The sequence below is a fragment of the Mycolicibacter kumamotonensis genome (genome assembly GCF_002086285.1).
GTDB lineage: Bacteria > Actinomycetota > Actinomycetes > Mycobacteriales > Mycobacteriaceae > Mycobacterium > Mycobacterium kumamotonense.
In genome coordinates, this window is the sequence record NZ_MVHU01000026.1 from 34,690 (window position 1) to 61,282 (window position 26,593).

Here is a 26,593-nt window from a genome sequence, read left to right on the forward strand (position 1 = left end):
GGGTTCGTCGTAGGCTCTGTAGCCGATGAGAAACTCAATCCGGCGAAGCCACGACACCCACGGCGTGCCGTCGCGTGCCGCGGACACCGACCGGATCCAGTTGGCGCAGCTGCTCGGCGATGCCGCGGCGCAGGGTCGGCTGCCGATGAGTGAGTACGAGGACCGGCTGGCCAAGGCCTACGCCGCCCAGACCTACGACGAGCTCGACGGGCTGCGCGCCGACCTTCCGGGTTCCTCGGTGTGCCCGCACCGCGGTGGCGACTGTAAGCCGGCGCCCTCCACGCTGCTGCTGGCGATCCTGAGCTCGTTCGAGCGGCGCGGACGGTGGAACGTGCCCAAGCGACTGACCACGTTCTCGCTGTGGGGCGGCGGCGTCATCGACCTGCGCTACGCGGACTTCACCGCTCCCGACGTCGTGATCAACGCCTACTCCATCATGGGTGGGCAGACCATCCTGCTGCCGCCGGAAGTCAACGTCGACATCCACGGCCACGGGGTGATGGGCGGCTTCGACCAGCATGTCGAGGGCCGGGGTACCCCGGGCGCGCCGACCGTGCGGATCCGCGGTTTCTCGCTGTGGGGCGGGGTGGGCATCAAGCGCAAGCCGCGCAAGTCACGCGGCTGACGGCTGGGATCACGACCCCTCCCGGTACAGTGCCGGGTCGTCGAGTCGGCCCAGTAATGCGGTCAGCTGGTCCACGAGCTGTCCGGGCTCCAGGCGGATCTCCCCGGCCAGCCAGGCGCCGATCGTCTGGGCCACCCCGCCGACCACGAAATGCGCGGCCGCCTTTATCCGGTCATTGCCCGGCACCCGCAGGACGTTCTGCACGTGGCGTCCCGACAGCATCGCGAACAGCGCACTGGATTCTGCCCGTTTGCGCACCAGCAGTGCGTTGGACAGCCGGGGACTGAAGAGGATCCTGCCGACGCGGGCGTCCCCGGCGATGGCCGCCACAAGGTGGGCCATTCCCGCGCGGGTCTGTTCGGCGTAGGGCGCCGCGGCCACGGCGGCCTGGGTGCTGGCCGCCAGGTCATCGACGACCCAGTCGAATACCGCGGCCACGAACTCGTCCTTGTCGGCGAAACTCTCGTAGAAATAGCGCGATGCCACGCCGGCCCGGCTACATACTCCGCGAACCGTCAGCTCGGTCAACTCCTGAGCGCCGAGCAGGTCGAGGCCGGCCCCCAGCAGCCGTTCCCGGCGTTCGGCCAGCCTGTCTGCGGCCCGCACCCCCCGGTAGGGGCGCTCCGGCACGGCGGCAGTCATGCCCTCATGTTGACACCGGGCCCAGGACTCGGCAATATCAGGAAACCGTTGTTCTCACAATTGCGAGGTGCAGTCATGACAGTCAGCGAGTCGATCCCCCTGGTGGAGCGATCGGTGAGCGATTCGGCGATCGCACGACCTGCACCTCGTCGGCGTTCATGGCTGCCGCAGGTCACCTGCAAGGACAACATGATGATGGGCGTGGCGCTGCTGGCCGGTCCGGCCAACGTAATCATGCAGCTCGCGCGACCCGAGGTGGGTTACGGGGTGCTGGAGAGCCGCGTCGAAAGTGGGCGCGTCGACCTGCACCCGATCAAGCGGGCCCGCACCACGTTCACTTACCTGGTCGTCGCGACCCAGGGCAGCGAGGAACAGAAGACCGCGTTTCGCGAGGCGGTGAACAGCGCCCACCGGCAGGTTCGCTCGACGGCCGACAGCCCGGTGAAGTACAACGCCTTCGACCGCGATCTGCAGCTGTGGGTGGGCGCGTGCCTGTACAAGGGCAATGTCGATGTCCACCGCATCTTCCTCGGGGAGATGGACGACGAGCACGCCGACCGGCACTACCACAACGAAGGCAAGGCCATGGCCACCATGCTCCAGGTCCCCGAGGACATGTGGCCGGCGGACCGGGCCGCCTTTGACCGGTACTGGCAGGAGCAACTGGACAAGGTGCACATCGACGACGCCGTCCGCGCCTACCTGCAACCGATCGCGGCCAGCCGGCTGCGCGGCCTGACCCTGCCGGGACCCCTGCAGCGGGCGAACGAACGGCTCGCCCTGTTGATCACCACCGGTTTCCTGCCGCAGCGCTTCCGCGACGAGATGCAGCTGCCGTGGGACGCGGCCAGGCAACGCCGGTTCGACCGGTTGATGCGCCTGCTTCGCGGGGTCAATACCCTGCTGCCCCCGTTCCTCCGCGCGTTCCCGTTCAACCTGATCATGTGGGATCTGGAGCGGCGCATTCGCTCCGGCCGTCCGCTGGTGTAGCGGCCGTCGAGGTGAATTGACCCATCCGCATCGCTGGGTAGTCTTTGAACGCGACCCGGCGAGGGAAGGTAACGGTGATGCACGTCAATCCGCATGTGTTGCGCATCGGAGCCAACGTCTCCGATGACGCCGGGCAGCACGCCGACACCGGGGCGCAGCGACTCGGGCTGGCCGGGGTGACCACCGGCATTTTCGGTGACTTCGATGCCGCCCACAGTTTCCACGCCGCGCTGGGCACCGCCAAAGACGGTCACCGCGATGCCCTGCGGAACCACCACCAGAACCTCACCGGCATCGCCCAAAACGTGCGCACCGCGGCCACCGCTTTCACGCGCATGGACAACCACAACGCCGAGCTGCTGCGAGACATCACCGGGCCCGGCACCGGGCAGTGACCCGTCCTGCCCTGCAGTAGCCCCGAAGAGATTTCGGATGTGTCACACAGTGTTTGGCGCAGCCTGTTGGGCTGAGACGCGGCAGGCAAAGGAGAACGACCACCATCAGCAACGCAGAGCGCATTATCTTCCTCGCCGCTGTGGTCGCGCTTGCCATCGCAATCCCGGTGGACCCCCGCAAGGACACGAGGTCGAAGTGGCTGTTTTGGGTCATCGGTCCGACGGTGTGCGCCGCGTTGTTCGCCGTCGCCCTCTACGGCTCGGTGAAGAATCCTGAGGCATCGGATCTGGTCGGCGCAGTCGTTGGCGGGGCATTCTTCGCCTACCTATGCTTCGGCGCCGTCTTCGTCCGCAAGCGCTGGCCGATCGGGCGCTGGCCTGGTTCTCGTTCTTGACGCACCGATGCGACCGGTCGCGGAAGCCGCCGACCAGACTCCCGGCCATCCTTGCTTGCCTGGAAGTCCACCTGCCAGCCAAGTGACGTGCCCTGCAACAATGCACCCATGGTCGAGCAGAGCCTCTGGATGCAGAAAGTCGCCGCCGATCCCGGGCATTCGCAGTGGTACATCGAACGGTTCCGCGAAATGGCCCGCGCCGGTAAGGATTTGGGTGGTGAAGCGCGCTTCATCGACGCGATGGCCTCGCGTGGTGCCCGCATCCTCGACGCGGGCTGCGGCCCCGGCCGGGTGGCCGGCCTGCTGGCAGCCGCCGGCCACGACGTGGTCGGTGTCGACGTGGACCCGGAGCTGATCGAGGCGGCCGAGCACGATCATCCCGGGCCGCGCTATCTCGTCGCCGACCTGGCCGAACTCGACCTGCCCGCCCGCGGCATCGCCGAACCGTTCGACGTGATCGTGTCGGCCGGCAACGTCATGACGTTCGTCGCCCCGAGCACCCGTGTCGAGATCCTGCGTCGGCTGCGCAACCACTGCGCCGCCGACGGACGGACGGTGATCGGGTTCGGCGCCGACCGGGACTACGAGTTCGACCAGTTTTTCCAGGACGCTGCGGCCGTCGGCTTCGCCACCGATCTCCTGCTGGGCACCTGGGACCTGAGACCCTTCACCGACGATTCCGACTTCCTGGTCGCCGTGCTGCGCCCGGCTCAGCCCGGCAGCTGATCCTCCGGGCTCAGTTCGCCCAGTTCGTCGACGACGAGCACGTCGCTCATGTCCTGCTCCTGGTAGGCCAACCGGGCCACCCGGTGCGCGACCACCGGCGCGGTGAGCAGCATGAAGATGATGCTCACCGTCACCATGCCGGCGTCGTGACTGCCGCGCAGCCGGAACAACGCACCGACGAGCACCAGCAACAAACCCAACACCTGCGGTTTGGTGGCCGAATGCATCCGGGCCAAGGTGTCGCCGAACCGCACCACCCCGATCGCCGCGGTCAGCGCCAGCACCGCCCCGGCCAACACCAGCACCCCGGCGATCACGTCGAACACGATCATGGCTGCCTCCCCGGGTCCGCGGGTTCGTCGGGCACCCGGAACCGGGCGACGCTCACCGATCCGATGAAGCCCACCAGCGCCAGCGCCGCCAGGCTGTAGGTCGCGGTGGTGTCCCGGCTGGCCGCGGCCCAGGTGCCGATGCCACACATGGTCATCGCGGCCAGGGTGTCCAGCGCCACCAGCCGGTCCAGGGTGCTGGGGCCGGCCAGTAGCCGGTACATGGTGATGACGGCGGCGACGCCCAGCAGCGCGCCCGCGGTCGCCCAGATCACGTTCATGCGTTCTCCCCTGCGGGCAGCCACTCATCGTCGCGTTCGAAGGCGGCCACCAGCAGTCGCTCCACCTGGGCGACCTGTTGATAGAACCGCTCGACCGAGCGCGCGGACCCGACGTCGATCACGTGGCAGTAGAGAATCCGGCGCACCTGGTCGATCTCCAGAACGATCGAACCCGGGATCAGCGTGGTGATGCTGGACGCCAACACCAGCACCAGATCGGATTTGAGGTTCACCGGCACCCGCAGCACCCCGGTCTGCGGTGTCGGCCCGGGTTTGATCGCCAACCACATCAGTTGAATACTCGAGACCAGCAGATACCAGGCGAACAGGCCCGACAGTTTCAGCACCGCGACCGGATGCACCCGGCCCTGCACCGGCACCGGCGGCAACGGCAGCAACACCAGCAGCAGCGACGCCACCACCACCCCCATGACGATGTTGGCGATGGTGACGCGGCCCCACAGCAGCACCCAGATGGTCGCCAGGGCGGACACCGCGAACACCCGCAGCGCGATCACTCTCACGGGGCACCTCCCGACAGCACCGCCGAGATGTATTCGCCCCGGTCGAGCACCTCCGCGGCGGCGCGCTCGCTGTAGGCGAAGACCGGACCGGCTGCCACGGTCAAGCCCAGGCCGAGCGCGATCAGCGCCAGGGTGGGGACCAGCATCCAGGTCGGCATCCGGCCGACGTCGACGCGCTCCTCGTAGGCGACATCGGTGACGTCGTCGAGCAGCACCGGCGGCGTGGCGCGCACCAACGCCCCTTCGGGGGCATCCACCCGGCGGCGCCAGAACGCCCTGGCCCACACCCGCGCCAGCGCGTACAGCGTCAGCAGACTGGTCACCACCGCGCCGCCGACCAGACACCACGCCAGCACCGAACCGTCGCTGGCGCCCGCCTGCAACACGGCCGTCTTACCGATGAAGCCCGAAAACGGCGGGATACCACCGAGATTGAACGCCGGGACCAGGAACACGAACGCGAGCAGCGGGTTGGCGGCAAGACCGCCGAGACGCTGCAACGACGACGCGCCGCCCTGGCGTTCGATCAGTCCGGCGGCCAGGAACAACGTGGTCATCACGATGATGTGGTGCATGACGTAGAAGATGGCGCCGGTCATGCCCAACCGACTGGACAGCGCCACCCCGAACACCATGAAGCCGATATGACTGACCAAGGTGAACGACAACAGCCGCTTGATGTCACTCTGCGCGACGGCGCCGAAGATGCCGACCAGCATGGTCAGCAGCGCGGCCACCAACAGCACCGAGTCCAGCCCGCCGTCGGGAAACAGCAGCGAATGCGCCCGGATGATCGCGTACACACCGACTTTGGTCAGAATCCCGGCGAATACCGCGGTGATCGGCGCGGGCGCGGTGGGATAGGCGTCGGGTAGCCACGCCGACAGCGGGAACACCGCGGCCTTGATGCCGAACGCCACCAGCAACACCGCGAATATCGCACTGCGGGTGCCGGCCGGCAGGCCACCGGTGCGGGTGGCGAGCTCGGCCAGGTTCAGTGTGCCGGTGGCGCCGTAGACCAGGGCGATACCGAGCAGGAAGATCAGCGACGACGCCATCGAGACCATCACGTAGCCGACCCCGGCCCGGATACGTTCAGCGCTGGCGCCGATGGTCAGCAGCACGAAGCTGGCCGCCAACAGCATCTCGAACCCGACGAACAGGTTGAACAGGTCGCCCGCCAGGAACGCCAGCGAGACGCCGGTGGCCAGGGTCAGATAGGTGGGTAGAAAGATCGACACCGGCTGCCGGTCATCACCGTCGCGGACACCCTGGCCGATCGCGTAGACCATCACCGCCAGCAGCACGATCGCCGACACCACCAGCATCAGCGCCGTCAGCCGGTCGACCACCAACGTGATGCCCAGCGGGCCGAGGTTGTCCTGGGTGGGGCCCCAGCCGCCGACGTGCAGCACCAGCGTGCCGTCCCGGTCGGTCAGGTACAGCAACGCGACGCTGACCGCGGCCACCGCGCACAGCACCCCGATGGTGATGGGTCGCTGCAGCCGCGGACGCCGGCCGACGATCAGCGTCACCGCGGCACCCAGGGTGGGCAGCAGCACCGGCAGCGGGATCAGGACAGCGGGGTTCACACCGGCTCCTCACTGGTCACGGCGTCAAGCTCACCGGCCTCCACCGGCACCCCCGGATCCTGCACGGCGGCGGCGATGATCTCCTCGTCGGACAGCTTCGAGACCCGGGTCGCCTCGGTGTCATCGCTGATGTCGTCGGTGGTGGTCAGGTGATGGGAGCGGTAGGTCAGGGCCAGCACGAAGGCGCCGACGCCCATGGTGATGACGATCGCGGTCAGCACCATGGCCTGCGCCAGCGGGTCGGCATCGGTCTCCATTCCCTCGGTGCTGTTGTAGATCGGTGGGCTGCCGCCCGGGCCGGAGACGTCGATGATCAGCAGATTGATGGCGTTGCCGATCATCATCAGACCCAACAGCGAGCGGGTGAGGTTGCGTTCCAGCAGCATGTACACCCCGCAGGCGGTGAGCCCGGCGGCCATAAGGAGCGGAATCAGATGCGCGGTCACGGCACACCCGCCAATGGTTGGGCGGCCTGCGATTCCAGTTCCTGATCCAACCGCACCCCCAGGCTGCGCAGGACGTCGAGCACCATGCCGACCACCACCAGGTACACGCCGCAGTCGAAGAACAACCCGGTGACCAGGTGGACCTGGCCCAGCACCGGCAGGCTGAACGAGATCATCGCCGAGGACAGCACCGGCGCCCCCAGCAGCAACGAGCCCAGTGCCGTGCCGCCGACCAGGCTCAGGCCGACGCCGAGGATCTTGCCGGAGTCCAGCGGGAGCGTCTCACCGAGTTCGTATCGCCCGCCGGCGATATAGCGCAACGCCAGGCCGAGCCCGGCGGCCAGGCCACCGGCGAAGCCGCCTCCGGGGTTGTTGTGCCCGGCGAACAGGAAGTACACCGAGACCACCATGATCACCGGGAAGATCCCGCGCGTGGCGACCTCCAACACCAGGGATCGCTGATTGGGATCGTGGTACGCGCTGCCGCGCAGCCAGGTGGTGGAGCCGATCGCCGGACTGTACGGGGTGGCCGGGGATATTCGGCCCGGGGGCTTTCGTTGGGCATCGGCATCGGCGATGCGCGGCGCCCGGCCGTACCGACGGGTGCGGAACACCATCGAAGCCACCCCGGTCGCCGCCACCAGCAGCACCGAGATCTCGCCGAGGGTGTCCCAGGCCCGGACGTCGACCAGAATCACGTTGACGATGTTGGCGCCGTGTCCCCGCACGTAGGCGGCTTCCGGCAGCGCCTCGGAGACCGTCGGGCCACTGCGGGCGGCCATCGCGAAGGCCGCCAGCACCGCGACGCTGGCGCCGACCGCCAGCGCGAGCAGGGCACGGGGCCCGCGGCTCAGCGCCATCGTGGGCCGTTCCGACTCCGCCGGCAACGTGCGCAACACCAGCACGAAGATCACCAGGGTCACGGTCTCCACCAACAACTGGGTCAGCGCCAGGTCGGGCGCGCCGTGGAAGGCGAACGCCACGGCGCAGCCGTAACCGGTCACCCCCACCAGCAGCACCGCCGACAGCCTGTTGCGCGCCAGGGTGGCCCCGACCCCGCCGGCGACGACCAACACCGCGACGGTCAGCTGCAGCGGGGTGTCCCACAACTGCAGATCCACCCGGTCGCGGGCACCGAGCATCAGCGCCCCCAGCGGCAACAGCACCAGCGTGGCGAAGATCATCGCCTGGTTGAACGGCAGCGAGCCGCGCTGGGTGAAACCGGTCAGCCGCACCGCCGCCACGTCGAGCAGGCGCAGGGAGGTGTCATAGAGCTGGTCGGCCTTGCCCAGCGGCAGGCGGCGCAGCCGGCTCAGCTGCAGCGGGCCGCGCGCGACGAACAACCCGGTACCCACCGCCAGCACCAACGCCGACAGGAACACCGGCAGCCCCATGCCGTGCCACAGCGCCAGGTGATACCCGGTGCCGTCGGGCATGGTGTCGGCGTAGCCGTGCAACACGGTGTCGAGCACCAGGGCGTACAACCCGAGGAGCAGGCTGATGCCGGCCAGCACCGCCGGGGGCGCCATGAACGCCGCGCTCGGCCGGTGCATGCCGGCGACCGCGGCGCTCGGCACGGCTTTGCCCTTGGCCGCAAAACCACCCCAGACGAACCTGACGCTGTAGATCACCGTGAAGGTCGACGCCAGGACCGCAGCCGCCAGCGCGTACGGGCCGGCGGCCCCCAGCACCGGTGCGTTTGCCTCGGCGCCGAAGATCGTTTCCTTGGCGATGAAGCCGACGAACGGTGGCACACCGGCCATGCTGGCCGCGCCCGCGGCGGCGATCACGAACAGCCACGGGCTGCGCCGTCCCAGACCGGCCAGCTCACGCAGATCCCGGGTGCCGGTGGCGTGGTCGATGATGCCGACCACCATGAACAGGGTGGCCTTGGCCCCGGCGTGCGCACACATGGCGGTCAGTCCGGCCAGCATCAGATCGCCGCTGCCGGCGCCGACGAGCATGATCATCAGCCCCAGCTGGCTCACGGTGCTGTAGGCCAGCAGCAGCTTCAGGTCGTATTCGCGGACGGCGCGCCACCCGGCCAACAGGGCGGTGGCCAGGCCCAGCACCACCACCGTCGGACGCCACCCCGGCGAGTCGGCGAAGCCCGGGGTCAACCGCGCCACCAGGTAGATCCCGGCCTTGACCATCGCCGCGGCGTGCAGGTAGGCGCTGACCGGTGTGGGCGCCGCCATCGCGCCGGGCAACCAGAAGTGCAGCGGCACGATCGCCGACTTGCTCAGCGCGCCGACCAGCACCAGCAGCAGGGCAACGGTGACCACGGTGCCCGACGGCGGATCGGCGACAAGATCCGAGACCAGGTAGCTGCCGGCGGCGTTGCCCAGCGCGATGAACCCCACCAGCATCGCCAGCCCGCCGGCGGTGGTCACCACCAGCGCCTGGATGGCGGCGCGACGGTTGATCGAGCGTTCGGCGTAGTGCCCCACCAGCAGGAACGACAGCACGGTGGTCAGTTCCCAAAACACGTAGAGGACCAGCATGTTGTCGGCCACCATCAGGCCGAACATGGAGCCGGCGAACCCGACCATCTTCGCGGCGAATCCGGGCATCCGCGGGTCGGTGGCGGCGTCCGGATCGACCGGACGGAAGTAGCCGGCGCAGTAGAACAGCACCAGCGCGCCGATACCCAGCGCCAGCACGCTCATGATCGCGGCCAGCGTGTCGAAGCGCAGCGCGATGTCCATCGACAACCCCGGCACCCACGACACCACCGTCCGGCGGTCGTCGGCCGGGCCGCTCGGCCAGTTCGCCGCCACCCACCCCAGCGACACCAGCGGTATTGCCCCCAGCGGGTAGAACGCTGCTCGGCCCCATCTGCGCACCAGTAGGGGTGCTACGGCCGCGCCGACGGTATGGGCAAGCAGTATCGCTAGCATCACGCTCCACAGGGCAAATTGATCCAAAAAATGGAATCAGTTCCGGCACAACACATCGGGTACGCGGGCGGCGCCGGGCAGCTCCACATCCGGTCGCGACAACGACAGCCACATCGAGCCTCGCTCAAACGTGCACTGCATCTCCCACCGCAACTAAATCCAGTTTCTGTGGAAAAGCAGTCGAGCGCCATGGAATGCAACCCCCATTCGGCGGGGTGGCGGACCCCCATCAGGCCTCGATCAAGCCAGCTCGGATCGCGTAACGGGTCAGCGCCAAGCGGTCCCGAAGGCCGAGTTTCTGCAGCGTGTTCGTCCGATGGCGGTCGACGGTCTTGGCGCTGATACCGAGTGTCTTGGCGATCTCGCGCGCTGACAGGCCCTCGGCTATGAGCTTCAACACTTCCTCTTCACGCGGGGTGAGGATGTTGTCCGGCAAGTCGTCGCCCTGCCGGTTCCGGTGCAGGTAGTCCCGGATCAGAGCGGTCACCGCGCCGGCATACAGAAACGGCTCGCCGCGCATCGTCGCCCGGCATGCCTCGAGCAGGTCGCGGTCGGCCACGGATTTCAGGACATAGCCCGACGCGCCCGCTTTGAGGGCTTCGAAGAAATACTGCTCGTTGTCGTGCATCGACAGCATCAGCACCCGTACGTGGGGGTGGCTGCGGTTGATCTCACGCGCGGCCTGCAGTCCGGTCATCCGCGGCATCGCGATGTCGAGGATGGCCAGATCGACGGGGGTGTTCTGCAACGCCGCGAGCGCCTCGGATCCGTCCGCCGCCTCCGCCACCACGCACAGGTCGGGCTCGGCGTCCAGGATCATCCGCAGTCCGCTGCGCACCAGCGCGTGGTCGTCGGCGAGCATGATGCGCGCCGGCTGTATCGACATCACTGGCCTCCCGCGCTCGGCCGGGCCGGCACTACCAGCCTGACTTCGGTTCCCTCGTTGCTCGGGGATGTGATCGTCAGGGTGGCATGTACCAGCAGGGCGCGTTCGCGCATTCCGGTGATTCCGGCGCCTTCGACACTGACCGCACCCTTGCCGTTGTCGGCGATCCGCAGCGTCAGCTCTGATTGGGCGTTCAGGTGCAGGTCAAGCCAGACCTTCTGCGCGCCGGAATGGCGGGCGACGTTGGTCAGGCTCTCCTGGGCGATGCGATAGCAGACCAGGCTGACGTCGGGGGTCAGCTGGTCGGCTTGGGGGGCGATCTGTTTGACGACGTCGATCCCGGTCGCCTGGGTGAACTGGTTGGTCAGCGCCTGCAGCGCGCTGCGCAGGCCGAGGTCTTCCAGTGCGTCCGGGCGCAGCCGGCGGGCGATGCTGCGGACCTCGTCGAGGCTGGCACGCACGATCTCCTGGGCATCGCCGAGGTCACCGCGGATCTCGGCGGGGGCGGCGTCCACGGCCCGTTTGAGGGTGAGCAGGGCGACGGTGAGGGTTTGACCGATCTGGTCGTGCAGCTCCCGGGCGATGCGCTGCCGCTCGTTCTCCTGCACGGTCAGGGCCAATGCACTCGCCGAGGCCCGCTCCGTTTCGAGCCGGTCCATCATGCCGTTGAAGGATTCGATGAGGTGCCGCAGATCCCCGTCACCCGGGTCGTCCACCCGGTCGCTGGGATGGGGTGGGTCGACGCGGCGCATCGACGTGGCGAGCCGGTCGAGGGGGGCCAGACTCGATCGCAATAACAGTGCGTTGGCGCCCACCACGACCGCCAGTCCGACCAGGAGCACCGGGATCTCGGCCATCTGGATGGGCGAGGACACCCGGGCCGGCGACATGGCGAGCACCAGGGTGCCGAAGGTGAAGACCAGACCGTTTATCAGAACGACCCGGCGAAACAGCCCACGCGCGGGGCTACGCGCTCGCCGCCGAAATCTCTCGACGACCGCTGTCCAACGGTGCATGACACCACCATCGTCTTGCCGGTACCGGGTTGTCCATACGGGTCGCGGCAGCCCTCGAATGGGTGTCAAACACCATGGCGACCGGCCGGTTTCCGCTCGGAGAATGAAAAGAAGTCCAGGCGTCGACGGCGCGATTTGCCAACCCGGGGAGTACAGCGCACGGGACACGCGGTGGGCGGAGTGATCGAAGGATCAGGCCGACAGTGACCCAGATGACCCAGACCGGAGGGATGCACCTGCGATGAACCACACTACCGGCGCGCACCCACTGGCCACCGGTAACAGCGTGGTCCGGACGCCGTCGACCGCCCGGGGTTGAGAAATGGATTTCGCGGCGTTACCACCGGAAATCACCTCCGGTCTGATGTATGCCGGGGCGGGCCCGGGTCCGATGATTGCCGCTGCCACGGCCTGGGATGGGCTGGCCGCCGATCTGCACCTGGCGGCCACGGCCTATGCGTCGGTGGTCTCCGAGCTGACCAGTGGGCCGTGGTTGGGTCCCTCATCGGCGGCGATGGCGGCCTCGATCACTCCGTTCGTGTCGTGGTTGAACGCCACCTCCGCCCAGGCGGAGCGGACCGGCCTCCAGGCCAAGGCGGCCGTGGCCGCCTACGAGGCGACGTTTGCCATGGTGGTGCCGCCGCCGGTGATCGCAGCCAACCGCGCCGCGTTGCTGACCCTGTTGGCCACCAACATCCTGGGGCAGAACGCCGCGGCGATCGCGGCCAACGAAGCCCAGTACGCCGAGATGTGGGCCCAGGACGCCTCCGCCATGTACAGCTACGCGTCGCTGTCGGCGACCGCCACCGAATTGGAGCCGTTCCAGCCGCCGCCGCAGACCGCCAACCCGGCCGGGCCGCTGGGCCAGGGTGCCGCACAGGCGGCCGGCGCCAACTCCGCGGGCAACGTGGCGCAGAGCCTGCCGTCGCAGCTGGCCTCCACGCTGTCGGGGCCGGGCTCGGCGGAAGTCGCGGCACCGATCTCGCCCATGCCGGCGCCGGCCGACGTGCCGATCGGGTTCTTCGACTGGCTGGCCGTTACGGCCGACGAGGTGGGTATCGGTATCGCGCTGCCCCTGTCGATCATCGGTGTGTGGCTGGCGGGTGCAGCCATGCATTACGCCGAACTGGACTCGCAGGAGATCCTGGACACCCAGGATCTGCTGTACGGAGGCCAGAAGAACATCTTGGATGCGCTGGGCCAGTTGGGGGCGACGGCGGACGTGCCGTCGACCGAGAACCTTCGAGTGCCCCACGAGTCGGTGAAGGTCGGTCATGCGCTCCCGCTCGGCGCGCTGTCGGTGCCCCCGAATTGGGCTCAGGTGGCCCCCGAGATCCAGCACACCAGCTTCGCGACCCCGCTCAGCGCCGGACCGGCGACCTCGCCGGCCGGGCTGGGAACGGCGTTCGGTCAGATGGCACTGGCCGGTATGGGGGGCAGTGCACTGGCCGGCGCCATCAACCAGAACCGCGGCCAGCAGGGCAAGGTGACCGCGGCCGCCGAGGCCAAGCCGGCGGCGGCGCAATCATCGGATGCGCCCTCGCAACCCGCGGCGGCCCCAGGCCACGCGGCGGCGAACGCGGTCATCGAACTGGCGGCCGGAATCCGCGAACTCGGTCAGCTCCACGACGCCGGCTACCTGACCGAAGCCGAATTCGCCGAGCAGAAGCAGCGGCTGCTGTCGCGTTGATTCAGCGGCGCCGCGACCGCAGGTAGTCGCCGACCACCGCGGCGCCCAGCCCGTCGAGTTCGGGCACCACGACACGACCTTGAACCCGCCGCGCCACCTGGTCGATGAACCGGGCCAGTCCGGGGTCGTCACCGAGCCGGAAGATGGTGACCTGCGCGCCGAGCCTTGCGACGTCGTCGAAGCCCTTGACGGTGTGCGCGATCGTCCGCGGGTGCGGCGGGTAATCGAAGAAGACCGATGCGCCACCGCCGTTGTAGTCCTCCAGGTGCGCCGTCGGCTCCCCATCGGTGACCACCAGCACCACCGGCTGGGCGTTGGGGTGCCGACGCAGGTGCCGCGAGGCCAGGGCCAGCGCGTGGTGCAGGTTGGTGCCCTGCTCGTAGACGCCCTCCAGACCGGTCAGCTCGGCGGCGGTGACGGTACGGGCGTAACGCCCGAAAGCGATGATCTGCAACGCATCCGAGCGAAACCTGGTGCTGATCAGATGGTTCAACGCCAAGGCGGTGCGCTTCATCGGCAGCCACCGGTTGTCCATCACCATCGAGAAGGAGGTGTCCACCAGCAGCGCAACCGCCGACTGGGTGCGAGTCTCGGTCTCGGAGACCTCCACGTCCTCGACGCTGATCGACAGCCGACCCCGGGTGGCTGGGGTGCCCGGTTCGGCGACTTGCCGCAGCACCGAGTTGGTCAGGGTGCGGGTGACGTTCCACGGCTCGGTGTCACCGAACTGCCAGGGCCGGGTCGCCCCGGTCAGCTCGCCGGCCGCCCCGGCGCGGCGGTGGTCTCGTTCGCCGCGGCGCCCCGAGAGCTGGCGTGCCACATCGCGCAGCGCCGTCTCGCCGAGCCGGCGCATCGCCTTGGGCGACAGCCGCCATTGGCCGTCGGAGCTGCGGTCGAGAAAACCCTGGTTGAGCAGCGCACGTTCCAGCTCGGCCAGCGTCGCCGCATCGATGGCGGCCTGATCGCCGAGCTGGCGGGCCAGCGCGTCCAGGTCGACGTCGTCCATGCTGGCGCCGGGGTAGGCCTGCGACAGTTGTTCGGCCAACTGCTCGAGTTCGGCGATGTCGCTCAACGCCTGGGCGCCCTCCCCCATGCCCAGCGGGTTGTTGCCGGAGAACTCCGACGAGCCGCTCCAGTCCTCCCCCGGCCGGGCCGCCTGCAGGTGCGCGTCCAGGCGGCCCAGCGCCTGCTGCAGCGACGGCGAGCCGAATGCCTGCTCCGCCAACGCATCCAGCTCGGCACGCTGTTCGGCACTCAGGCTGTTGCGGAAGCGCTGCGCGGCGGCGGCCCGCTTGGCCAGGGAGTCGAGCAACTCCTCGACGTTTTGCGGGTTCTCCGGGAAGAACTCGCCGTGGGAGTCCATGAACTGCTGGAAATCCTCCGCCGTGTCTTCACCCCGGGCGTGTTTGTCCAGCAGCTCGTTGAGGTCGTCGAGCATGTCGGTGACCCGTTGCCGGTCTTCGTCGGTGGCGCCTTCCAGCGCCTGCTTCATGCCGGCGAAGCGCTGGTCGAGCATCTCACGGCCGAGCAGGTCCTTGATCTTCTCGTAGGACTCCCGGGCTTCGGCGCTGCGCCAGTTGTAGTCGGCGAGCTCCTGCACCGCTTTGGCCGGTGACGGCGACAACGACTCGATCTGCATCTCGGCGAACCGGGCGTCGTCGTCGAGTGCGCGGGCCAGCTCTTTGCGTTCGGCCAGCACCGCCTCGTCGAGCAGCTTCTTGACCTCGGCCAGCGTGCCGTCCAAATTGTTGCGCCGCAACAGTTCCCGGCGGCGCCGCTGCGCCTCGGCGGCCAGCCGGTCGGCACCGGTCATGGTCTTGGTGCCGCGGCGCAGCAGCTCCTGCAGGGCCCGTCGCGGCGACGTCCCCTCCATCACGTCGCGGCCGATCTCCTCCAGCGCCTCGGCCAGGTCGACCGGCGGCGCCAACGGGTCCGGCCCACCGGTGTAGGCCGAATACCGCGACGCGTGGCTTCTAGCCATAGACGGTTTCACCTTCGTCGGAGGTCTTGTCGATGCGTTTGGCCAAATACAGTGCCTCCAAGGCCAATTCGAGTGCGGCAGCTCGTTCGCCCTCGGATTCGGCGCCGAGGCGCTGGGCGACGGCGTCGATGACCGGCAGTTCCGGCAGCGCCGCCAGCACCGCCTTGGCCGACACCCGCTCCCCGGTCGTCACCGCCGCACCCTGCTCCACCGCGGCCACCAGCGGTCCGACGTCGATCCCGCCCAGCGCCCGCGATGCGGTGTCGGCGGTGGCCCGGCGCAGCAGGTGCTCCAGCACTGCCTGCTCGCGGCCCTCCTCACCGGATTCGAATTCCAGCTTGCCGCGCAGCACGTCGACGATCGTGCTCAGGTCCACCACCCGGGCGACCGGGTCGGTTTCGCCCAGCACCGCGCCGCGGTGCCGCGCCGAGGCCGCCACCGTCTCCGCGGCGGCGATCGCGAACCGCGCCGAGACACCCGAGCGCTGATCCACCGAGCGGGACTCACGCAGGTAGCGGGCGAAGCGGGCCAGCACCGCCAGCAGATAGTGCGGCACCTGCGCGCTCAGGTGGGCCTCCTGGGCGATCACGCCGACCTCGGCGTCGAGCTCCAGCGGGTAGTGGGTGCGGATCTCGGCGCCGAAGCGGTCCTTGAGCGGGGTGATGATGCGGCCCCGGTTGGTGTAGTCCTCGGGGTTGGCGCTGGCCACCACGAGCACGTCCAGCGGCAGCCGCAGCGTGTAGCCGCGCACCTGGATGTCACGCTCCTCCATCACGTTGAGCATCGCCACCTGGATGCGCTCGGCCAGGTCGGGCAGCTCGTTGACGGCGACGACGCCGCGGTGCGCGCGCGGGATCAGGCCGTAGGCGATGGTCTCGGGGTCACCCAGACTTCGGCCCTCGGCGACCTTGATCGGGTCGATGTCGCCGACCAGGTCGGCCACGCTGGTGTCCGGGGTGGCGAGTTTCTCGGTGTAGCGCTCGCTGCGGTGCCGCCAGGTCACCGGCAGGTCGTCGCCGAGCTCGGCGGCCCGCCGAATCGACTCCGGCGTGATCGGCGAATAGGGGTGCTCGCCGAGTTCCGCACCGGCGATCACCGGGGTCCACTCGTCGAGCAGCTCGGTCAGCGCCCGCAGCAGCCGGGTCTTGCCCTGTCCGCGCTCGCCGAGCAGCACGATGTCGTGCCCGGCGATCAGCGCCCGCTCCAACTGCGGCAGCACGGTGTCGTCGAAACCGAAGATCCCCGGCCACAGGGTTGTCGGTTCTTCGCCGTCGGCGAGACGGGCCAGCAGATTCTCGGCGATCTCCTGCTTGACCCCCCTTTCGCGGTGGCCGGCGGCTCGCAATTCGCCGAGTGTGGTGGGCAGATCGGGCGGGGAGTTCAGCGCGGTCACCACTCCAAGCTACGACGGGCGCGGTGGTCCGTCACGGCGTCCCACTTCATCCGCCGCCAAATACCCGATACCCTGGGTACCGTGAACTCATCGGAATGGCGCGATCGACCGGCTCAGACCTATTTCGGCCCGGCCTCCTGGCAGGCTCGGCTGTTGGCATTGGGAGCGGCGATTTTCTTGCGCACCTCGATCGCGGTGCTGACGATCATCGGCATCGTCGTCAACCGGTTCTGGCCCGCGGCGTTGCAGCGGGCGCGGCTGGACCTCATCGACCAACCGATGCGCTACATCCGGGCGCTGCCGGGCACCGAGGTGACACGCGAGCGGCTGACCGACTGTCCGGCGGAGTGGGTGGTGGCCCCCTCGGCCCGCGACTCCGACCGGGTGATCGTCTACTTCCACGGTTCGGCGCTGGTCACGTTGGGCCTCAATTCGCACCGTCGGTTCGCCAGCAAGCTCTCGGAGGCCACCGGCGCGAAGGTGTTCAATGTCGGTTACCGCTTGGCGCCGCTGGCCGGCGTCGACGAGGCCATCGCCGACGGCATGTGCGCGTACCGGCATGTGCTGGACGCCGGGTACAGCGCGGATCGCATCGTGATGGCGGGTGATTCCGCCGGTGGGCTGATGGCGGTGACCACGGCGCTGACGGCGCGTGACGCCGGGCTGCCGGTGCCCGCCGGTCAGGTGTTGATGTCGGCGCTGACGTCATCGGACATGGAGATCAAACGGCAGGCCGCCCGGGCCCACCGCGATCCGTTCTTCCCGTTCATGGCGTTCATGTTCATCTACCGGGTGTTCGCCACCGTGAACGGCACCCGCGAGCTGCCGGTGATGCCCCCCGAATCGGAGCTGCACGACCTGGGACCATTCCTGCTGCAGGTCGCCAACAACGAGATGCTGCGCAACGACACCTTTGTGCTGGCCGACAAACTCACCGCGGCCGGGGTGCCGAACTGGGTGCAGGTCTGGGACCGCGCCTTGCACATGTTCCAGCTCAGCTTCGACTTCAACCCCGACGCGCGCCGCGCCATCGCCGAGATCGCGGACTTCATCGACTACGTGATGCCCGCCGCGCCGAGTATCGACTCGACGCGCTCAGATACGGCCATCCAGTAGCGTCAGCAGCAGCGGGATCCGGTTCGCCTCGATCTCCGGCTGCGGCAGCACGGCGCGCACGATCGCCGCACCGTCGAAGGTGTTGGTCAGCAGGGCGACCAGGTTCGGAAAGAGATCCTGCGGAAACGCGTCCGCCCCGGGCAGCACCCGGGCGGCATCGCAGATCTTGGTGCTGTATTCGGCCAGCACCTCTTGCAGCGTCTCTCGCAGCTTGTCGTCGGTGCGGGCGGCGATCAGCAGCTCATAGACCACCGCGTTGGTCGAGTTGGCGGTCAGGTCGCGCAGCACCGTCAGCACCGCTTCCAGCGCCGGCACCTCCGCCGGGATCTCGGCGACCTGCTTGTCGAACTGCTCCAGCTGGCGGCGCAGCACTTCGCGTGCGGTGGCGGCCATGAAGTCGCCCATGGTGCCGAAGTGGCGGAACAACGCCCCGTCGGAGACCCCGGCGCGCGCGGCGATCACCTTGGCCGACGCCCGGGCGTAGCCGATCTCGGCGATGGTGGTGATGCTGGCGTCGAGCAGGCGCGCGACGGTGGTCTCACGACGCTCCTGCTGGGTTCTGGCCATGCGCTACACCGCTTGCAGCTCACGGGATCCGGCGCGCAGGAACCGGCCGGACTTCATCGTGGTGCCGAAGCCGTCGCAGAACCGGCCGTTGCGGTACACCACGGCGCCGCCTACCCCGGTCGCCACCACCGCGTCGTCGTTGCGGTTGACCATCCGGGAAAGCCCGCCGTAGAACGGGACCTGCTCCTCGTGATAGGCGTCCACGGAGTCGTTCAGGCCGGCCGGGTCGATCACCACGAAGTCCGCCCGGTCGCCGGGACGCAGTGTGCCGGCGTCGAAGCCGAACCAGTCGGCGACCTCGGAGGTCAACCGGTACACGGCCCGTTGCACACTCATGAACGGTCGACCGGCCGCCTCGGCGTCGCGTACCCGCTTGAGCAGCCGCAGCGAGAAGTTGTAGAACGCCATGTTGCGCAGGTGCGCCCCGGCGTCGGAGAACCCCATGTGGATTACCGGCTCGTTCGCCAACTTGTCCAGCTGCTTGGGCCGGTGGTTGGCGACGATGGTGGTCCAGCGGACGTTGCGTTCACCGTTGTCCACCAACACATCCAGGAAGGCGTCCAGCGGGTGCAGCCCGCGTTCGTCGGCGATCTGGCCGAAGCTCTTGCCGATCAGGTTCGCATCCGGGCATTCGACGATCACAGCGTCGTGGAAGTCGCGGTGCCACAACGTCGGACCCAGCTTCTTGCGGTCGAAGGACTTCCGGAACCGGCGGCGGTACTCGGTGTCGGCCAGCAACGCGTTGCGCTCCAACTGGTCCCGCAGGTGCAGCGCGGCGGTTCCTGCGCCGAACTCTTCGAATACCGGCAGATCGATTCCGTCGGAATACAATTCGAACGGCACCGGCAGGTGCTGGAACCGGACGCTGGCGTTCAGGACGGCGTTGAGCAGCCTGGCCCCGGGCCCGAAGACCCGGACCGCACCGGGCGATGACTTGGCGTCCGCGGAGACCAGCAGGCTCATCCGAACTCCGCGCCGACGGCCGAACATGCTGCTGCTGGCCAGGAAGAAGTTGAGGGCTGTCAACGGTTTACGGACGTTGGGCGCGCTCTGCAGCATGCGTCCGCGCTTGCGCAACACCTTGATCAGCCGGCGCCGCTCCCGCCAGGTGGCGAACGTCGACGGCAGCGCCCGCGAACGGAACCGGTCACCGTCGAGCTTGTCGATGGCCGCGTCCATCCCGGACATGCCCAGCAGGCCGGCGTCGAGGCCCTCGTCGAGCAGCGCGGCCATCTTCTCCAGTTCGGCATCGGTCGGGATGACGCCGTCGGTGGTGGCGCGATCCAGCCCGAGCACCGCCGTGCGCAGGTCCGAATGCCCCAGCATGGAGCCGATATTGGGCCCGAGCGGCAACTCCTCGAGGGCCCGTACATACTCGGCCGGGGTCGACCAGGTCTTGTGCGACTGCAACGCATCCAGCACGAACGTGCGCGGCACCGCCTCGACCCGGCTGAACAGGTCCGCGGCGTCCTCGGCGTCGGCGTACACCGTCGACAGTGAGCAGTTGCCGAGCAGCACCGTCGTGACGCCGTGGCGCACCGACTCCCGCAGGCCCGGGTCCAGCAGGACTTCGGCGTCGTAGTGGGTGTGCACGTCGATGAAGCCGGGGACCACCCACTTCCCGGCCGCGTCGATCACGTCCGGGCAGTCCGTCTCGTCCAGCTCCCCCGACACGATGTCGGCGACGACGCCGTCGCGGATGCCCAGGGTGCGGACCTGGGGGGCGTTGCCCAGGCCGTCGAACCACAGGCCGTTGCGGATGATCAGGTCGTAGGTCACGACGGCACTCCTAACTCCGAGGTTGAGTTAGATAGTGAGCGCCTGCAATCTTTTTGTCAAGGGTCAGTGCGCGAAGTGCCGCGCCCCGGTCAGGTACAGCGTGATCCCGGCCTCGGCGGCTGCCGCGGTGACCTCGTCGTCGCGGACCGAGCCGCCCGGGTGCACGATCGCCTTCACCCCCGCCGCGGTCAGGGTCTGCAGCCCGTCGGGGAACGGGAAGAACGCATCGGAGGCCGCCACCGCGCCGGCCACCCGCTCACCGCCGCGCTCGACCGCCAACCGGGCCGCATCGACCCGGTTGACCTGGCCCATCCCCACGCCGATGGTGGCGCCGTTGCCGGCGATGACGATCGCGTTCGACTTCACCGCGCGGCAGGATCGCCAGGCGAAGGCCAGGTCGGCCAGCGTGGCGGGATCGGCCGGTGACCCGGTGGCCAGCGTCCAGTTCACCGGGTTGTCGCCGTCGGCATCGAGGCCGTCGCGGCTCTGCATCAGCAGCCCGCCGCTGACCTGACGCCACTCGGTGCCGCCCCGCAGCGGTTCGGAGGCCACCAGTACCCGGATGTTCTTCTTACGCGCCAGGATCTCGACGGCGCCCGGCTCGTAGGCCGGCGCCACGATGACCTCGGTGAAGATGGTGCTGACGAACTCCGCCATCTCGACGCTGACCTCGGTGTTCGCCGCGATCACCCCACCGAAGGCGCTCAGCGGATCGCATTCGTGGGCTTTGCGATGGGCGTCGGCCACCGAGGTCGACGACACCGCGATGCCACACGGGTTGGCGTGCTTGATGATCGCCACGCAGATCCCATCGTGATCGAAGGCCGCCCGCCAGGCGGCATCCGCATCGGTGAAGTTGTTGTAGGACATCTCTTTTCCGTGCAGCTGGTCGGCCTGGGCCAAACCCGGCCAGGCGCCGCTGTCACAGTAGAGCGCGGCCTGCTGATGCGGGTTCTCGCCGTACCGCAGCTGCGCCGTCCGGCGGTAGGTGCGCCCGAACCACTCGGGCATCGCCTGGCGCGGCTCTCCGGCCCGTTCGCAGGGCGCCAGCGTCGAGGACATCCACCCGGCGACCGCGACGTCGTATTCGGCCGTGTGCCGAAATGCCAGTGCCGCCAGGCGTTTGCGTTCATCGAGGGTGAACCCGCCGGCGTTGACCGCGGCCAGCACGCCGTCGTATCCGAGCGGGTCGACCACCACGGCCACACTGGGATGGTTCTTGGCGGCCGCCCGGATCATCGACGGCCCACCGATGTCGATCTGCTCGACGCATTCATCGATGCCGGCACCGGAGTCCACGGTCTCGCTGAACGGGTACAGATTGACCACCACCAGCTCGAACGGCGCGATGTCCAGTTCGCCCAGCGCCGCGGCGTGCTCGGATTTGCGCAGGTCTGCCAGCAGGCCGGCGTGCACCCGCGGGTGCAGGGTCTTGACCCGGCCGTCGAGCACCTCCGGGAAGCCGGTCAACTGCTCCACCGGTGTCACCGGAATGCCTTTGGCGGCTATCGTTTTCGCGGTGGATCCGGTGGAGACGATATCCACGCCGGCGGCATGCAGGCCGGCGGCCAGATCGACCAGGCCGGTCTTGTCGTAGACGCTGATCAACGCCCGACGAATCGGTCGCTTGCCGTCGGTCATCCTATGGTTGCCTTTCGTCCGGTCCAGGTCACGCCGCGGGTCGCCAATGCGGCCAGCACGTCCACCAGGAGCTTGCGCTCCACTGTCTTGATGCGTTCATGCAGGGTGTCTTCGTCGTCGTCGTCGAGCACGGCGACCGGTTCCTGGGCGAGCACCGGGCCGGTGTCGGTGCCGGCGTCCACCAGATGCACGGTGCAGCCGGTGACCTTCACCCCGTAGGCCAGCGCATCGGGTACCGCGTGGGCGCCCGGGAAGGCCGGCAGCAGCGCCGGGTGGGTGTTGACGGTGCGTCCCAGAAACCGGGTGAGAAACTCCGGTCCCAGAATTTTCATGAAACCGGCCGAGACCACCAGGTCCGGGGCGTGCGCCTCGGTGGCCTCCGCCAGGGCCAGATCCCATGCCGCTCGGTCGGGATAGTCGGCCATCCGCACGGTGAACACCGGCAGGCCCGCCGATTCGGCGATCTGAACCGCCCGGCAGTCCCGATCGGTGCCGACGGCCACCACCCGTGCGGGGTAGTCGCCCACCGCCGCTGCCAGCAGGGACTCGAGCAGCGATCCGGTCCCCGACGCCAGTACCACCAGCCGGGCCGGGGCGCTGGGGTCGACGTGGATCGGTTGCACGAAGCAAGAGCCTACCGCCCGGTACGGCCGGGCTATCCGGCCTGTTGCTGCGCTTATTCCTGGGTGATTCGCAGTGCTGCGGCCACGCCGTCTGTCCAGATTTCGACCTTGTCCCAGATCACGTCGGGGTGGCCGACCGGATGGATGCCGCGGCTGATCTTCTCCACTCGATCACACGCCAGATTCTGGAAGTCGCGATCATCCAGCTCGGGGAACTCCTCGTATTCGCTGCACAGCTCGGCGCTTTCCAGCCGCTCGTACAGCGCTTCGTCCAGCGCGCTGGACAGCCCGATCGGAGTTTTCTCCCCGGCCATCTGAAGCCCGACCACGACGCCGTCCACCCAGATGGTCGCCATGACGTCAAGGATCGGCTCGTGGCCGGGCGGCAGCACCAGCTGGGCCAGTTTCTCGACACGCATGCCCGCCAGCCGGTGCAGATTTCGCGCGCGGGGTCTGACGTTGTCGCTGGCGACGTCCGTGCCCACAGTCATGCCACCAATGCGACCAGGACGACGCGAGGAATATAAGGGACTGAAGTCCTCAATTCATACGGTCGCAGCCTAGCCGGGCCGATTGAATCCGTCGTCGTCGGTGAACATCAGGTCTTCGGGGTCCTCCAGCGGCCCGGGCGGCTGGGTCGGTGGGGGCGGCTCGAACGACCGCGGCGGGTCGGCTTCGGGCGTCCAGCTCAGCTCGCCGGCCCCGACGACCTCGTCGGGCTCGAAGAGCTCGTCGGGTTCGAAGAGCTGGCCGGGCTCCTGCACGTCGACCAGCTCGGCCTGCGCCGGAGCCGGTTCGGGCTCGCGGGGCGCAGCGGGCGGCAGCATCGGCCGCGTCCGCACGGCACCCCGGGTGACGCCGCCGATCATCACGACCGTCAGCGCACCGATCGCGGCGAACCAGCAGAACACCGCCGGGCCGAAGGTGAGCTGATCCACCCCGACGTCACCGAAGTTGCCCAGCCGCCCACCGCCGGCGAAGCCGAGCAGCGCCATCGCCACCGCCGCCGTGAACGCGGCGGTCAGCACCTTGGCCAGCGCTGGAAGCAGCGGCAGCACCCGACGCGCGCACTGCTGTCCGACGGCCACACCGGAGGCGGCGCCGATGATCAGCAGGGCCACCCACACCGGGCCCAGCGGCGGGGTGGGCACCGCGGCCAGGATCGGCAGCGCCGGGATGTCGCCGCCGAGCACGGTGAACGCGCTGAACAAGGCCGGGCCGATGTGCGCGCTCGACCCGACTGCCATCGCCGCGGCGCCGACGAGAACGTTGGGCACGTACAGCACCGCCAGCAACGTCAGGCTGAGCTGGCCCCACAAGGAATCGGTGATCGCGTACAGCTCGTGCATGGTCCCCCAGTGCAGGACCAGGGAGACGACCGTCGCCGCGCCGGCCAACCCGAGCAGGGCCAGCATGCCGGTGACCGCGGCGCGCAGGGAGTCTGGCAGCCAATCCGGCAGCGCCGTCTCGGCCAGCACCCGCCGGCCCATCCGCGAGCCGACTCCGATCGCCGCGCCGATCGCATGCACCAGACCCACATGGGCGAAGGCGCTCAGCGCGTGCGGCGTCTGCAGTTCGGTGATCACCGAGGCGGCGTCGTGGATGACCGCCAGCGAGACCGCCGCGATCAACAGCGGGCCGCCCAGCGCGGAGGCCACGATCCAGCGGACGACGAACCAGGAGGTGTCCGCCGAGGTGGCCTGCGCGGTGGTCCGCGCGGTTCCGGCCACCATCAGCAGCACCGGAAGCAGCGGCAGCACCCCCAGCTCCCGGCCGTCGATCGAGATCGGCACCTGGTGCACCCCCAGCCACATGCTGGCGATGGCACCCGATGCCCCGGTCATGTCGCTGTTGGCGATCAGCAACTGCAGCAGCGTCACCGCTGCGATGAGCGTCAACGCCACGACGGACGGGCCGAATGCGACCCGCACCAGGTCACGAGTCGGGTTCGAACCCGGTTTTCCGCCAGTCACCGGTGTCACGCTGCGGGCACGTTCAACTCGGCGCGCGGGCGCGGGTTAGGTCTGCGCCGGCCCCGACGGGGCGGAGCCGCCCTGCGACTGCTGGCCGCCGGTCGAGCTCTGGCCCTGACCGGATCCGCCCTGGCCGCTCGTCGAGGAAGAACCCGCACCGCCGGTCTGCGGCTGCCCGAAGCTGGGGAAGCCGGTCGGCGGCGTCGGCGGGCCCTGCTGCGCCGACTGCGCCTGCTGGGAGCCGGAGTTGAAGCCGCCGGTCGACGGGGCCGACTGGGCGCCGAAGCCTCCACTGGACGGCGCCGACGGGTAACCGCCGTACGAGGGGTATCCCGACTGCTGCTGCGAGCCTTGGTGGCCGTAGCCCTGCTGACCCTGCTGACCGTAGTAGTTGCCGCCCGGGGGCAGGCCGTACTGCGCGTAGGGGTCGTACTTGGGGCGCGGGGCCGGGGCGGTGACGACTCCGGCCTCCAACAGCAACGCCCCGACCGCGGCGACGGCCTGCAGGATGCTGAAGGTCAGCACCAGCCACAACCCCCAGCCGATCGTGTAGTTGTCGCCGGACTCGGCGATGGTCGCGATCGCCAGCAGCGCCCCCAACGAGGCGATCACGGCGACCACCGCGGTGTAGACCTTGGCCTTGGGCAGCAGGCTCACCCCGGCCAGCAGACCCGCCAGCAAGGCGAGCGGAACCGTGTGGCCGGCGTCGCCGAGGATCAGCGGGTACTCGCCGTCGGTGACGGTCACGATCGGACCGAAGTTCGCCAGGTAGACGCCGAAACCCAGCACCATCACCGCGATCTGCAGGTACAGCGGCCACTTGCTTTCGACGTCGCCGCCCGCCTTGGCGAACGACGGGGTCGACGGCCCGTAGGAGCCTGGTGGTTGGGAAGGCTGGAAGCCGGGGTTCCCGGGCGAGTAGGTCATGACCTCTCCTGTGCTCGTGGGCAGGTGCGGGTGGGCGGTGCGGCGGGGTTCGATCATCCACGCTAGCGCACTCGCGGCGTGAGCCGGTGGGTGAACACCGCGCCGACGAGGACCCCCCGTTTGCCCACCGAACAGGAACACGTTCTAATCACGGATATGGATTACGGGCTTGTGTTGTTCACCAGTGACCGTGGTATCACTCCTGCGGCGGCGGCCAGACTCGCCGATGATCATGGCTTCACCACTTTCTATGTGCCCGAGCACACCCACATTCCGGTGAAGCGTCAGGCCGCTCATCCGACGACCGGGGATGAGTCGCTGCCCGACGACAGATATATGCGCACCCTGGATCCGTGGGTGAGTCTGGGGGCCGCGTGTGCGGTGACGTCGCGGGTGCGGTTGTCCACCGCGGTGGCGCTACCGGTCGAGCATGATCCGATCACGCTGGCGAAATCGATCGCCACGCTTGATCACCTGTCCGGTGGTCGGGTCAGCCTCGGTGTCGGGTTCGGCTGGAACACCGACGAGCTTGCCGATCACGGGGTTCCGCCGGGCCGGCGGCGCACCATGCTGCGCGAGTACCTGGAGGCGATGCGGGCGCTGTGGACGCAGGAGGAAGCCTCTTTCGACGGCGAGTTCGTCAACTTCGGGCCGAGCTGGGCCTGGCCCAAGCCGGTGCAATCGCACATTCCGGTGCTGGTCGGTGCGGCCGGGACCGAGAAGAACTTCAAGTGGATCGCCCGCAGTGCCGACGGCTGGATCACCACGCCGCGCGACTTCGACATCGATGAACCGGTCAAGCTGCTGCACGACACCTGGGCGGCCGCCGGACGCGACGGGGCACCGCAGATCGTTGCGCTGGACTTCAAGCCGGTGCCCGAGAAGCTGGCGCACTGGGCCGAGATCGGGGTCACCGAGACGCTGTTCGGGTTGCCCGACAAGTCCGAGTCCGAGGTGGCGGCCTACGTGGAGCGTCTGGCCGGCAAGCTCGGACTCAGCGCCTAGTTCGCGGCGCCCCACCCCTACCCGCGCCTAGGGCGTGTCTCCCAAAGTTTGGGGTGTTGACCGGCGACGATCGTTGGCGTGTTGCGAACCGGTGTGATCAGTGATGAGTTCTGGGCGGTTGTTGAACCGTTGATGCCGTCGCATGAGGGCA

At 68.7% G+C, this 26,593-nt stretch carries 26 protein-coding genes; 8 read left to right on the forward strand and 18 right to left on the reverse strand.

The genetic code is table 11. The features are described 5' to 3' along the window. Window positions 1-25: 25 nt before the first annotated feature. The gene (locus BST28_RS16365; RefSeq protein ID WP_029249116.1) at window positions 26-625 is read left to right on the forward strand and encodes a DUF1707 SHOCT-like domain-containing protein; all 600 of its coding nucleotides are present in this window, start codon (window positions 26-28) and stop codon (window positions 623-625) included. Between the two features lie 9 nt (window positions 626-634). Here the strand turns inward: BST28_RS16365 and BST28_RS16370 are convergent, their stop codons facing one another. After that, window positions 635-1,267, reverse strand: a complete 633-nt coding sequence (locus BST28_RS16370; protein ID WP_083081904.1) for a TetR/AcrR family transcriptional regulator — start codon at window positions 1,265-1,267, stop codon at window positions 635-637. Between the two features lie 75 nt (window positions 1,268-1,342). On the opposite strand from BST28_RS16370, the gene BST28_RS16375 reads away from it, so the two are divergent. The 4 genes from BST28_RS16375 (at window position 1,343) to BST28_RS16390 (ending at window position 3,773) form a co-directional block, all read left to right on the forward strand. Then, the gene (locus BST28_RS16375; protein WP_083081906.1) at window positions 1,343-2,257 is read left to right on the forward strand and encodes an oxygenase MpaB family protein; all 915 of its coding nucleotides are present in this window, start codon (window positions 1,343-1,345) and stop codon (window positions 2,255-2,257) included. Between the two features lie 77 nt (window positions 2,258-2,334). Then, window positions 2,335-2,652, forward strand: a complete 318-nt coding sequence (locus tag BST28_RS16380; RefSeq protein ID WP_083081909.1) for a DUF2563 family protein — start codon at window positions 2,335-2,337, stop codon at window positions 2,650-2,652. Window positions 2,653-2,705: 53 nt separating this feature from the next. Then, window positions 2,706-3,047, forward strand: a complete 342-nt coding sequence (locus BST28_RS16385; protein WP_065286915.1) for a hypothetical protein — start codon at window positions 2,706-2,708, stop codon at window positions 3,045-3,047. A 108-nt stretch (window positions 3,048-3,155) separates the two neighbouring features. Continuing rightward, a complete protein-coding gene (locus BST28_RS16390; protein ID WP_019736609.1) occupies window positions 3,156-3,773 on the forward strand; it encodes a class I SAM-dependent methyltransferase in 618 nt (205 codons plus the stop codon). Here BST28_RS16390 and mnhG read toward each other — a convergent pair. The 8 genes from mnhG to BST28_RS16430 form a co-directional block, all read right to left on the reverse strand. Then, window positions 3,758-4,105 (reverse strand): monovalent cation/H(+) antiporter subunit G, encoded by a 348-nt coding sequence (gene mnhG, locus BST28_RS16395; protein WP_083081911.1) that lies wholly within the window; start codon window positions 4,103-4,105, stop codon window positions 3,758-3,760. The two genes, BST28_RS16390 and mnhG, sit on opposite strands and share 16 nt — an antisense overlap. After that, on the reverse strand, window positions 4,102-4,383 hold the full coding sequence (locus BST28_RS16400; protein ID WP_019736607.1) for a monovalent cation/H+ antiporter complex subunit F: 282 nt from the start codon (window positions 4,381-4,383) through the stop codon (window positions 4,102-4,104). Before BST28_RS16400 ends, mnhG begins: the two co-directional genes overlap by 4 nt. Next, the gene (locus tag BST28_RS16405) at window positions 4,380-4,907 is read right to left on the reverse strand and encodes a Na+/H+ antiporter subunit E (protein ID WP_029249115.1); all 528 of its coding nucleotides are present in this window, start codon (window positions 4,905-4,907) and stop codon (window positions 4,380-4,382) included. The genes BST28_RS16400 and BST28_RS16405 overlap by 4 nt, the downstream gene beginning before the upstream one ends. Beyond that, entirely contained in the window at window positions 4,904-6,499 is a 1,596-nt protein-coding gene (locus BST28_RS16410; RefSeq protein WP_083081913.1) for a Na+/H+ antiporter subunit D, read from the reverse strand. The genes BST28_RS16405 and BST28_RS16410 overlap by 4 nt, the downstream gene beginning before the upstream one ends. Next, window positions 6,496-6,945, reverse strand: coding sequence for a Na(+)/H(+) antiporter subunit C (locus tag BST28_RS16415; RefSeq protein ID WP_019736604.1), 450 nt, complete (start codon window positions 6,943-6,945; stop codon window positions 6,496-6,498). Before BST28_RS16415 ends, BST28_RS16410 begins: the two co-directional genes overlap by 4 nt. Further along, window positions 6,942-9,845, reverse strand: coding sequence for a Na+/H+ antiporter subunit A (locus tag BST28_RS16420; protein WP_029249114.1), 2,904 nt, complete (start codon window positions 9,843-9,845; stop codon window positions 6,942-6,944). Before BST28_RS16420 ends, BST28_RS16415 begins: the two co-directional genes overlap by 4 nt. 229 nt (window positions 9,846-10,074) lie before the next feature. After that, window positions 10,075-10,731 carry a response regulator transcription factor gene (locus tag BST28_RS16425; RefSeq protein WP_019736602.1) on the reverse strand — a complete coding sequence of 219 codons (657 nt, stop codon included), beginning with the start codon at window positions 10,729-10,731 and terminating at the stop codon, window positions 10,075-10,077. Further along, window positions 10,731-11,747, reverse strand: coding sequence for a HAMP domain-containing sensor histidine kinase (locus tag BST28_RS16430; RefSeq protein ID WP_019736601.1), 1,017 nt, complete (start codon window positions 11,745-11,747; stop codon window positions 10,731-10,733). The genes BST28_RS16425 and BST28_RS16430 overlap by 1 nt, the downstream gene beginning before the upstream one ends. 322 nt (window positions 11,748-12,069) lie before the next feature. On the opposite strand from BST28_RS16430, the gene BST28_RS25130 reads away from it, so the two are divergent. After that, the gene (locus BST28_RS25130) at window positions 12,070-13,437 is read left to right on the forward strand and encodes a PPE family protein, SVP subgroup (RefSeq protein WP_083081916.1); all 1,368 of its coding nucleotides are present in this window, start codon (window positions 12,070-12,072) and stop codon (window positions 13,435-13,437) included. 1 nt (window position 13,438) lies between these two features. Here the strand turns inward: BST28_RS25130 and BST28_RS16440 are convergent, their stop codons facing one another. Both BST28_RS16440 and BST28_RS16445 read right to left on the reverse strand, forming a co-directional pair. Continuing rightward, window positions 13,439-15,418: a vWA domain-containing protein gene (locus BST28_RS16440; RefSeq protein ID WP_083081919.1), complete on the reverse strand. Its 1,980-nt coding sequence runs from the start codon at window positions 15,416-15,418 to the stop codon at window positions 13,439-13,441. Continuing rightward, complete coding sequence (locus BST28_RS16445) at window positions 15,411-16,802, reverse strand: sigma 54-interacting transcriptional regulator (protein ID WP_065286993.1); 1,392 nt, start codon at window positions 16,800-16,802, stop codon at window positions 15,411-15,413. The genes BST28_RS16440 and BST28_RS16445 overlap by 8 nt, the downstream gene beginning before the upstream one ends. Window positions 16,803-16,892: 90 nt before the next feature. Here BST28_RS16445 and BST28_RS16450 point away from each other — a divergent pair, with 90 nt between their 5' ends. Then, window positions 16,893-17,927 (forward strand): alpha/beta hydrolase, encoded by a 1,035-nt coding sequence (locus BST28_RS16450; RefSeq protein ID WP_065286908.1) that lies wholly within the window; start codon window positions 16,893-16,895, stop codon window positions 17,925-17,927. Here the strand turns inward: BST28_RS16450 and BST28_RS16455 are convergent. The 7 genes from BST28_RS16455 to BST28_RS16485 form a co-directional block, all read right to left on the reverse strand. Continuing rightward, entirely contained in the window at window positions 17,907-18,494 is a 588-nt protein-coding gene (locus BST28_RS16455; RefSeq protein WP_019736328.1) for a TetR/AcrR family transcriptional regulator, read from the reverse strand. The genes BST28_RS16450 and BST28_RS16455 overlap by 21 nt on opposite strands. A 3-nt stretch (window positions 18,495-18,497) precedes the next feature. Next, complete coding sequence (locus tag BST28_RS16460) at window positions 18,498-20,273, reverse strand: N-acyl-D-amino-acid deacylase family protein (RefSeq protein ID WP_083081921.1); 1,776 nt, start codon at window positions 20,271-20,273, stop codon at window positions 18,498-18,500. Between the two features lie 63 nt (window positions 20,274-20,336). Further along, entirely contained in the window at window positions 20,337-21,914 is a 1,578-nt protein-coding gene (purH, locus tag BST28_RS16465) for a bifunctional phosphoribosylaminoimidazolecarboxamide formyltransferase/IMP cyclohydrolase (protein ID WP_083081924.1), read from the reverse strand. Then, window positions 21,911-22,537, reverse strand: coding sequence for a phosphoribosylglycinamide formyltransferase (gene purN / locus BST28_RS16470; RefSeq protein ID WP_083081926.1), 627 nt, complete (start codon window positions 22,535-22,537; stop codon window positions 21,911-21,913). Before purN ends, purH begins: the two co-directional genes overlap by 4 nt. Window positions 22,538-22,590: 53 nt before the next feature. Next, on the reverse strand, window positions 22,591-23,028 hold the full coding sequence (locus BST28_RS16475; RefSeq protein WP_083081928.1) for a hypothetical protein: 438 nt from the start codon (window positions 23,026-23,028) through the stop codon (window positions 22,591-22,593). 69 nt (window positions 23,029-23,097) lie between these two features. Continuing rightward, entirely contained in the window at window positions 23,098-24,510 is a 1,413-nt protein-coding gene (locus BST28_RS16480) for a cell division protein PerM (protein ID WP_083081932.1), read from the reverse strand. A gap of 45 nt (window positions 24,511-24,555) precedes the next feature. Further along, window positions 24,556-25,437, reverse strand: coding sequence for a DUF5336 domain-containing protein (locus BST28_RS16485; RefSeq protein ID WP_083081934.1), 882 nt, complete (start codon window positions 25,435-25,437; stop codon window positions 24,556-24,558). Window positions 25,438-25,593: 156 nt separating this feature from the next. Between BST28_RS16485 and BST28_RS16490 the strand changes: the two genes are divergently transcribed. Continuing rightward, window positions 25,594-26,442 (forward strand): LLM class F420-dependent oxidoreductase, encoded by an 849-nt coding sequence (locus BST28_RS16490; RefSeq protein WP_083081930.1) that lies wholly within the window; start codon window positions 25,594-25,596, stop codon window positions 26,440-26,442. Window positions 26,443-26,593: the final 151 nt, after the last annotated feature.

What these genes read in the sequence shown, in the direction of transcription:
- BST28_RS25130 (WP_083081916.1), top strand. Translation starts at nt 12,070, where the DNA reads ATGGATTTCGCGGCGTTACCACCGGAAATCACCTCCGGTCTGATGTAT.
- BST28_RS16485 (WP_083081934.1), bottom strand. Translation starts at nt 25,437, where the DNA reads ATGACCTACTCGCCCGGGAACCCCGGCTTCCAGCCTTCCCAACCACCA.
- BST28_RS16390 (WP_019736609.1), top strand. Translation starts at nt 3,156, where the DNA reads ATGGTCGAGCAGAGCCTCTGGATGCAGAAAGTCGCCGCCGATCCCGGG.
- BST28_RS16425 (WP_019736602.1), bottom strand. Translation starts at nt 10,731, where the DNA reads ATGTCGATACAGCCGGCGCGCATCATGCTCGCCGACGACCACGCGCTG.
- BST28_RS16420 (WP_029249114.1), bottom strand. Translation starts at nt 9,845, where the DNA reads ATGCTAGCGATACTGCTTGCCCATACCGTCGGCGCGGCCGTAGCACCC.
- BST28_RS16455 (WP_019736328.1), bottom strand. Translation starts at nt 18,494, where the DNA reads ATGGCCAGAACCCAGCAGGAGCGTCGTGAGACCACCGTCGCGCGCCTG.
- BST28_RS16490 (WP_083081930.1), top strand. Translation starts at nt 25,594, where the DNA reads ATGGATTACGGGCTTGTGTTGTTCACCAGTGACCGTGGTATCACTCCT.
- BST28_RS16430 (WP_019736601.1), bottom strand. Translation starts at nt 11,747, where the DNA reads ATGCACCGTTGGACAGCGGTCGTCGAGAGATTTCGGCGGCGAGCGCGT.
- mnhG (WP_083081911.1), bottom strand. Translation starts at nt 4,105, where the DNA reads ATGATCGTGTTCGACGTGATCGCCGGGGTGCTGGTGTTGGCCGGGGCG.
- BST28_RS16400 (WP_019736607.1), bottom strand. Translation starts at nt 4,383, where the DNA reads ATGAACGTGATCTGGGCGACCGCGGGCGCGCTGCTGGGCGTCGCCGCC.
- BST28_RS16440 (WP_083081919.1), bottom strand. Translation starts at nt 15,418, where the DNA reads ATGGCTAGAAGCCACGCGTCGCGGTATTCGGCCTACACCGGTGGGCCG.
- BST28_RS16365 (WP_029249116.1), top strand. Translation starts at nt 26, where the DNA reads ATGAGAAACTCAATCCGGCGAAGCCACGACACCCACGGCGTGCCGTCG.
- BST28_RS16370 (WP_083081904.1), bottom strand. Translation starts at nt 1,267, where the DNA reads ATGACTGCCGCCGTGCCGGAGCGCCCCTACCGGGGGGTGCGGGCCGCA.
- purH (WP_083081924.1), bottom strand. Translation starts at nt 21,914, where the DNA reads ATGACCGACGGCAAGCGACCGATTCGTCGGGCGTTGATCAGCGTCTAC.
- BST28_RS16375 (WP_083081906.1), top strand. Translation starts at nt 1,343, where the DNA reads ATGACAGTCAGCGAGTCGATCCCCCTGGTGGAGCGATCGGTGAGCGAT.
- BST28_RS16475 (WP_083081928.1), bottom strand. Translation starts at nt 23,028, where the DNA reads ATGACTGTGGGCACGGACGTCGCCAGCGACAACGTCAGACCCCGCGCG.
- BST28_RS16380 (WP_083081909.1), top strand. Translation starts at nt 2,335, where the DNA reads ATGCACGTCAATCCGCATGTGTTGCGCATCGGAGCCAACGTCTCCGAT.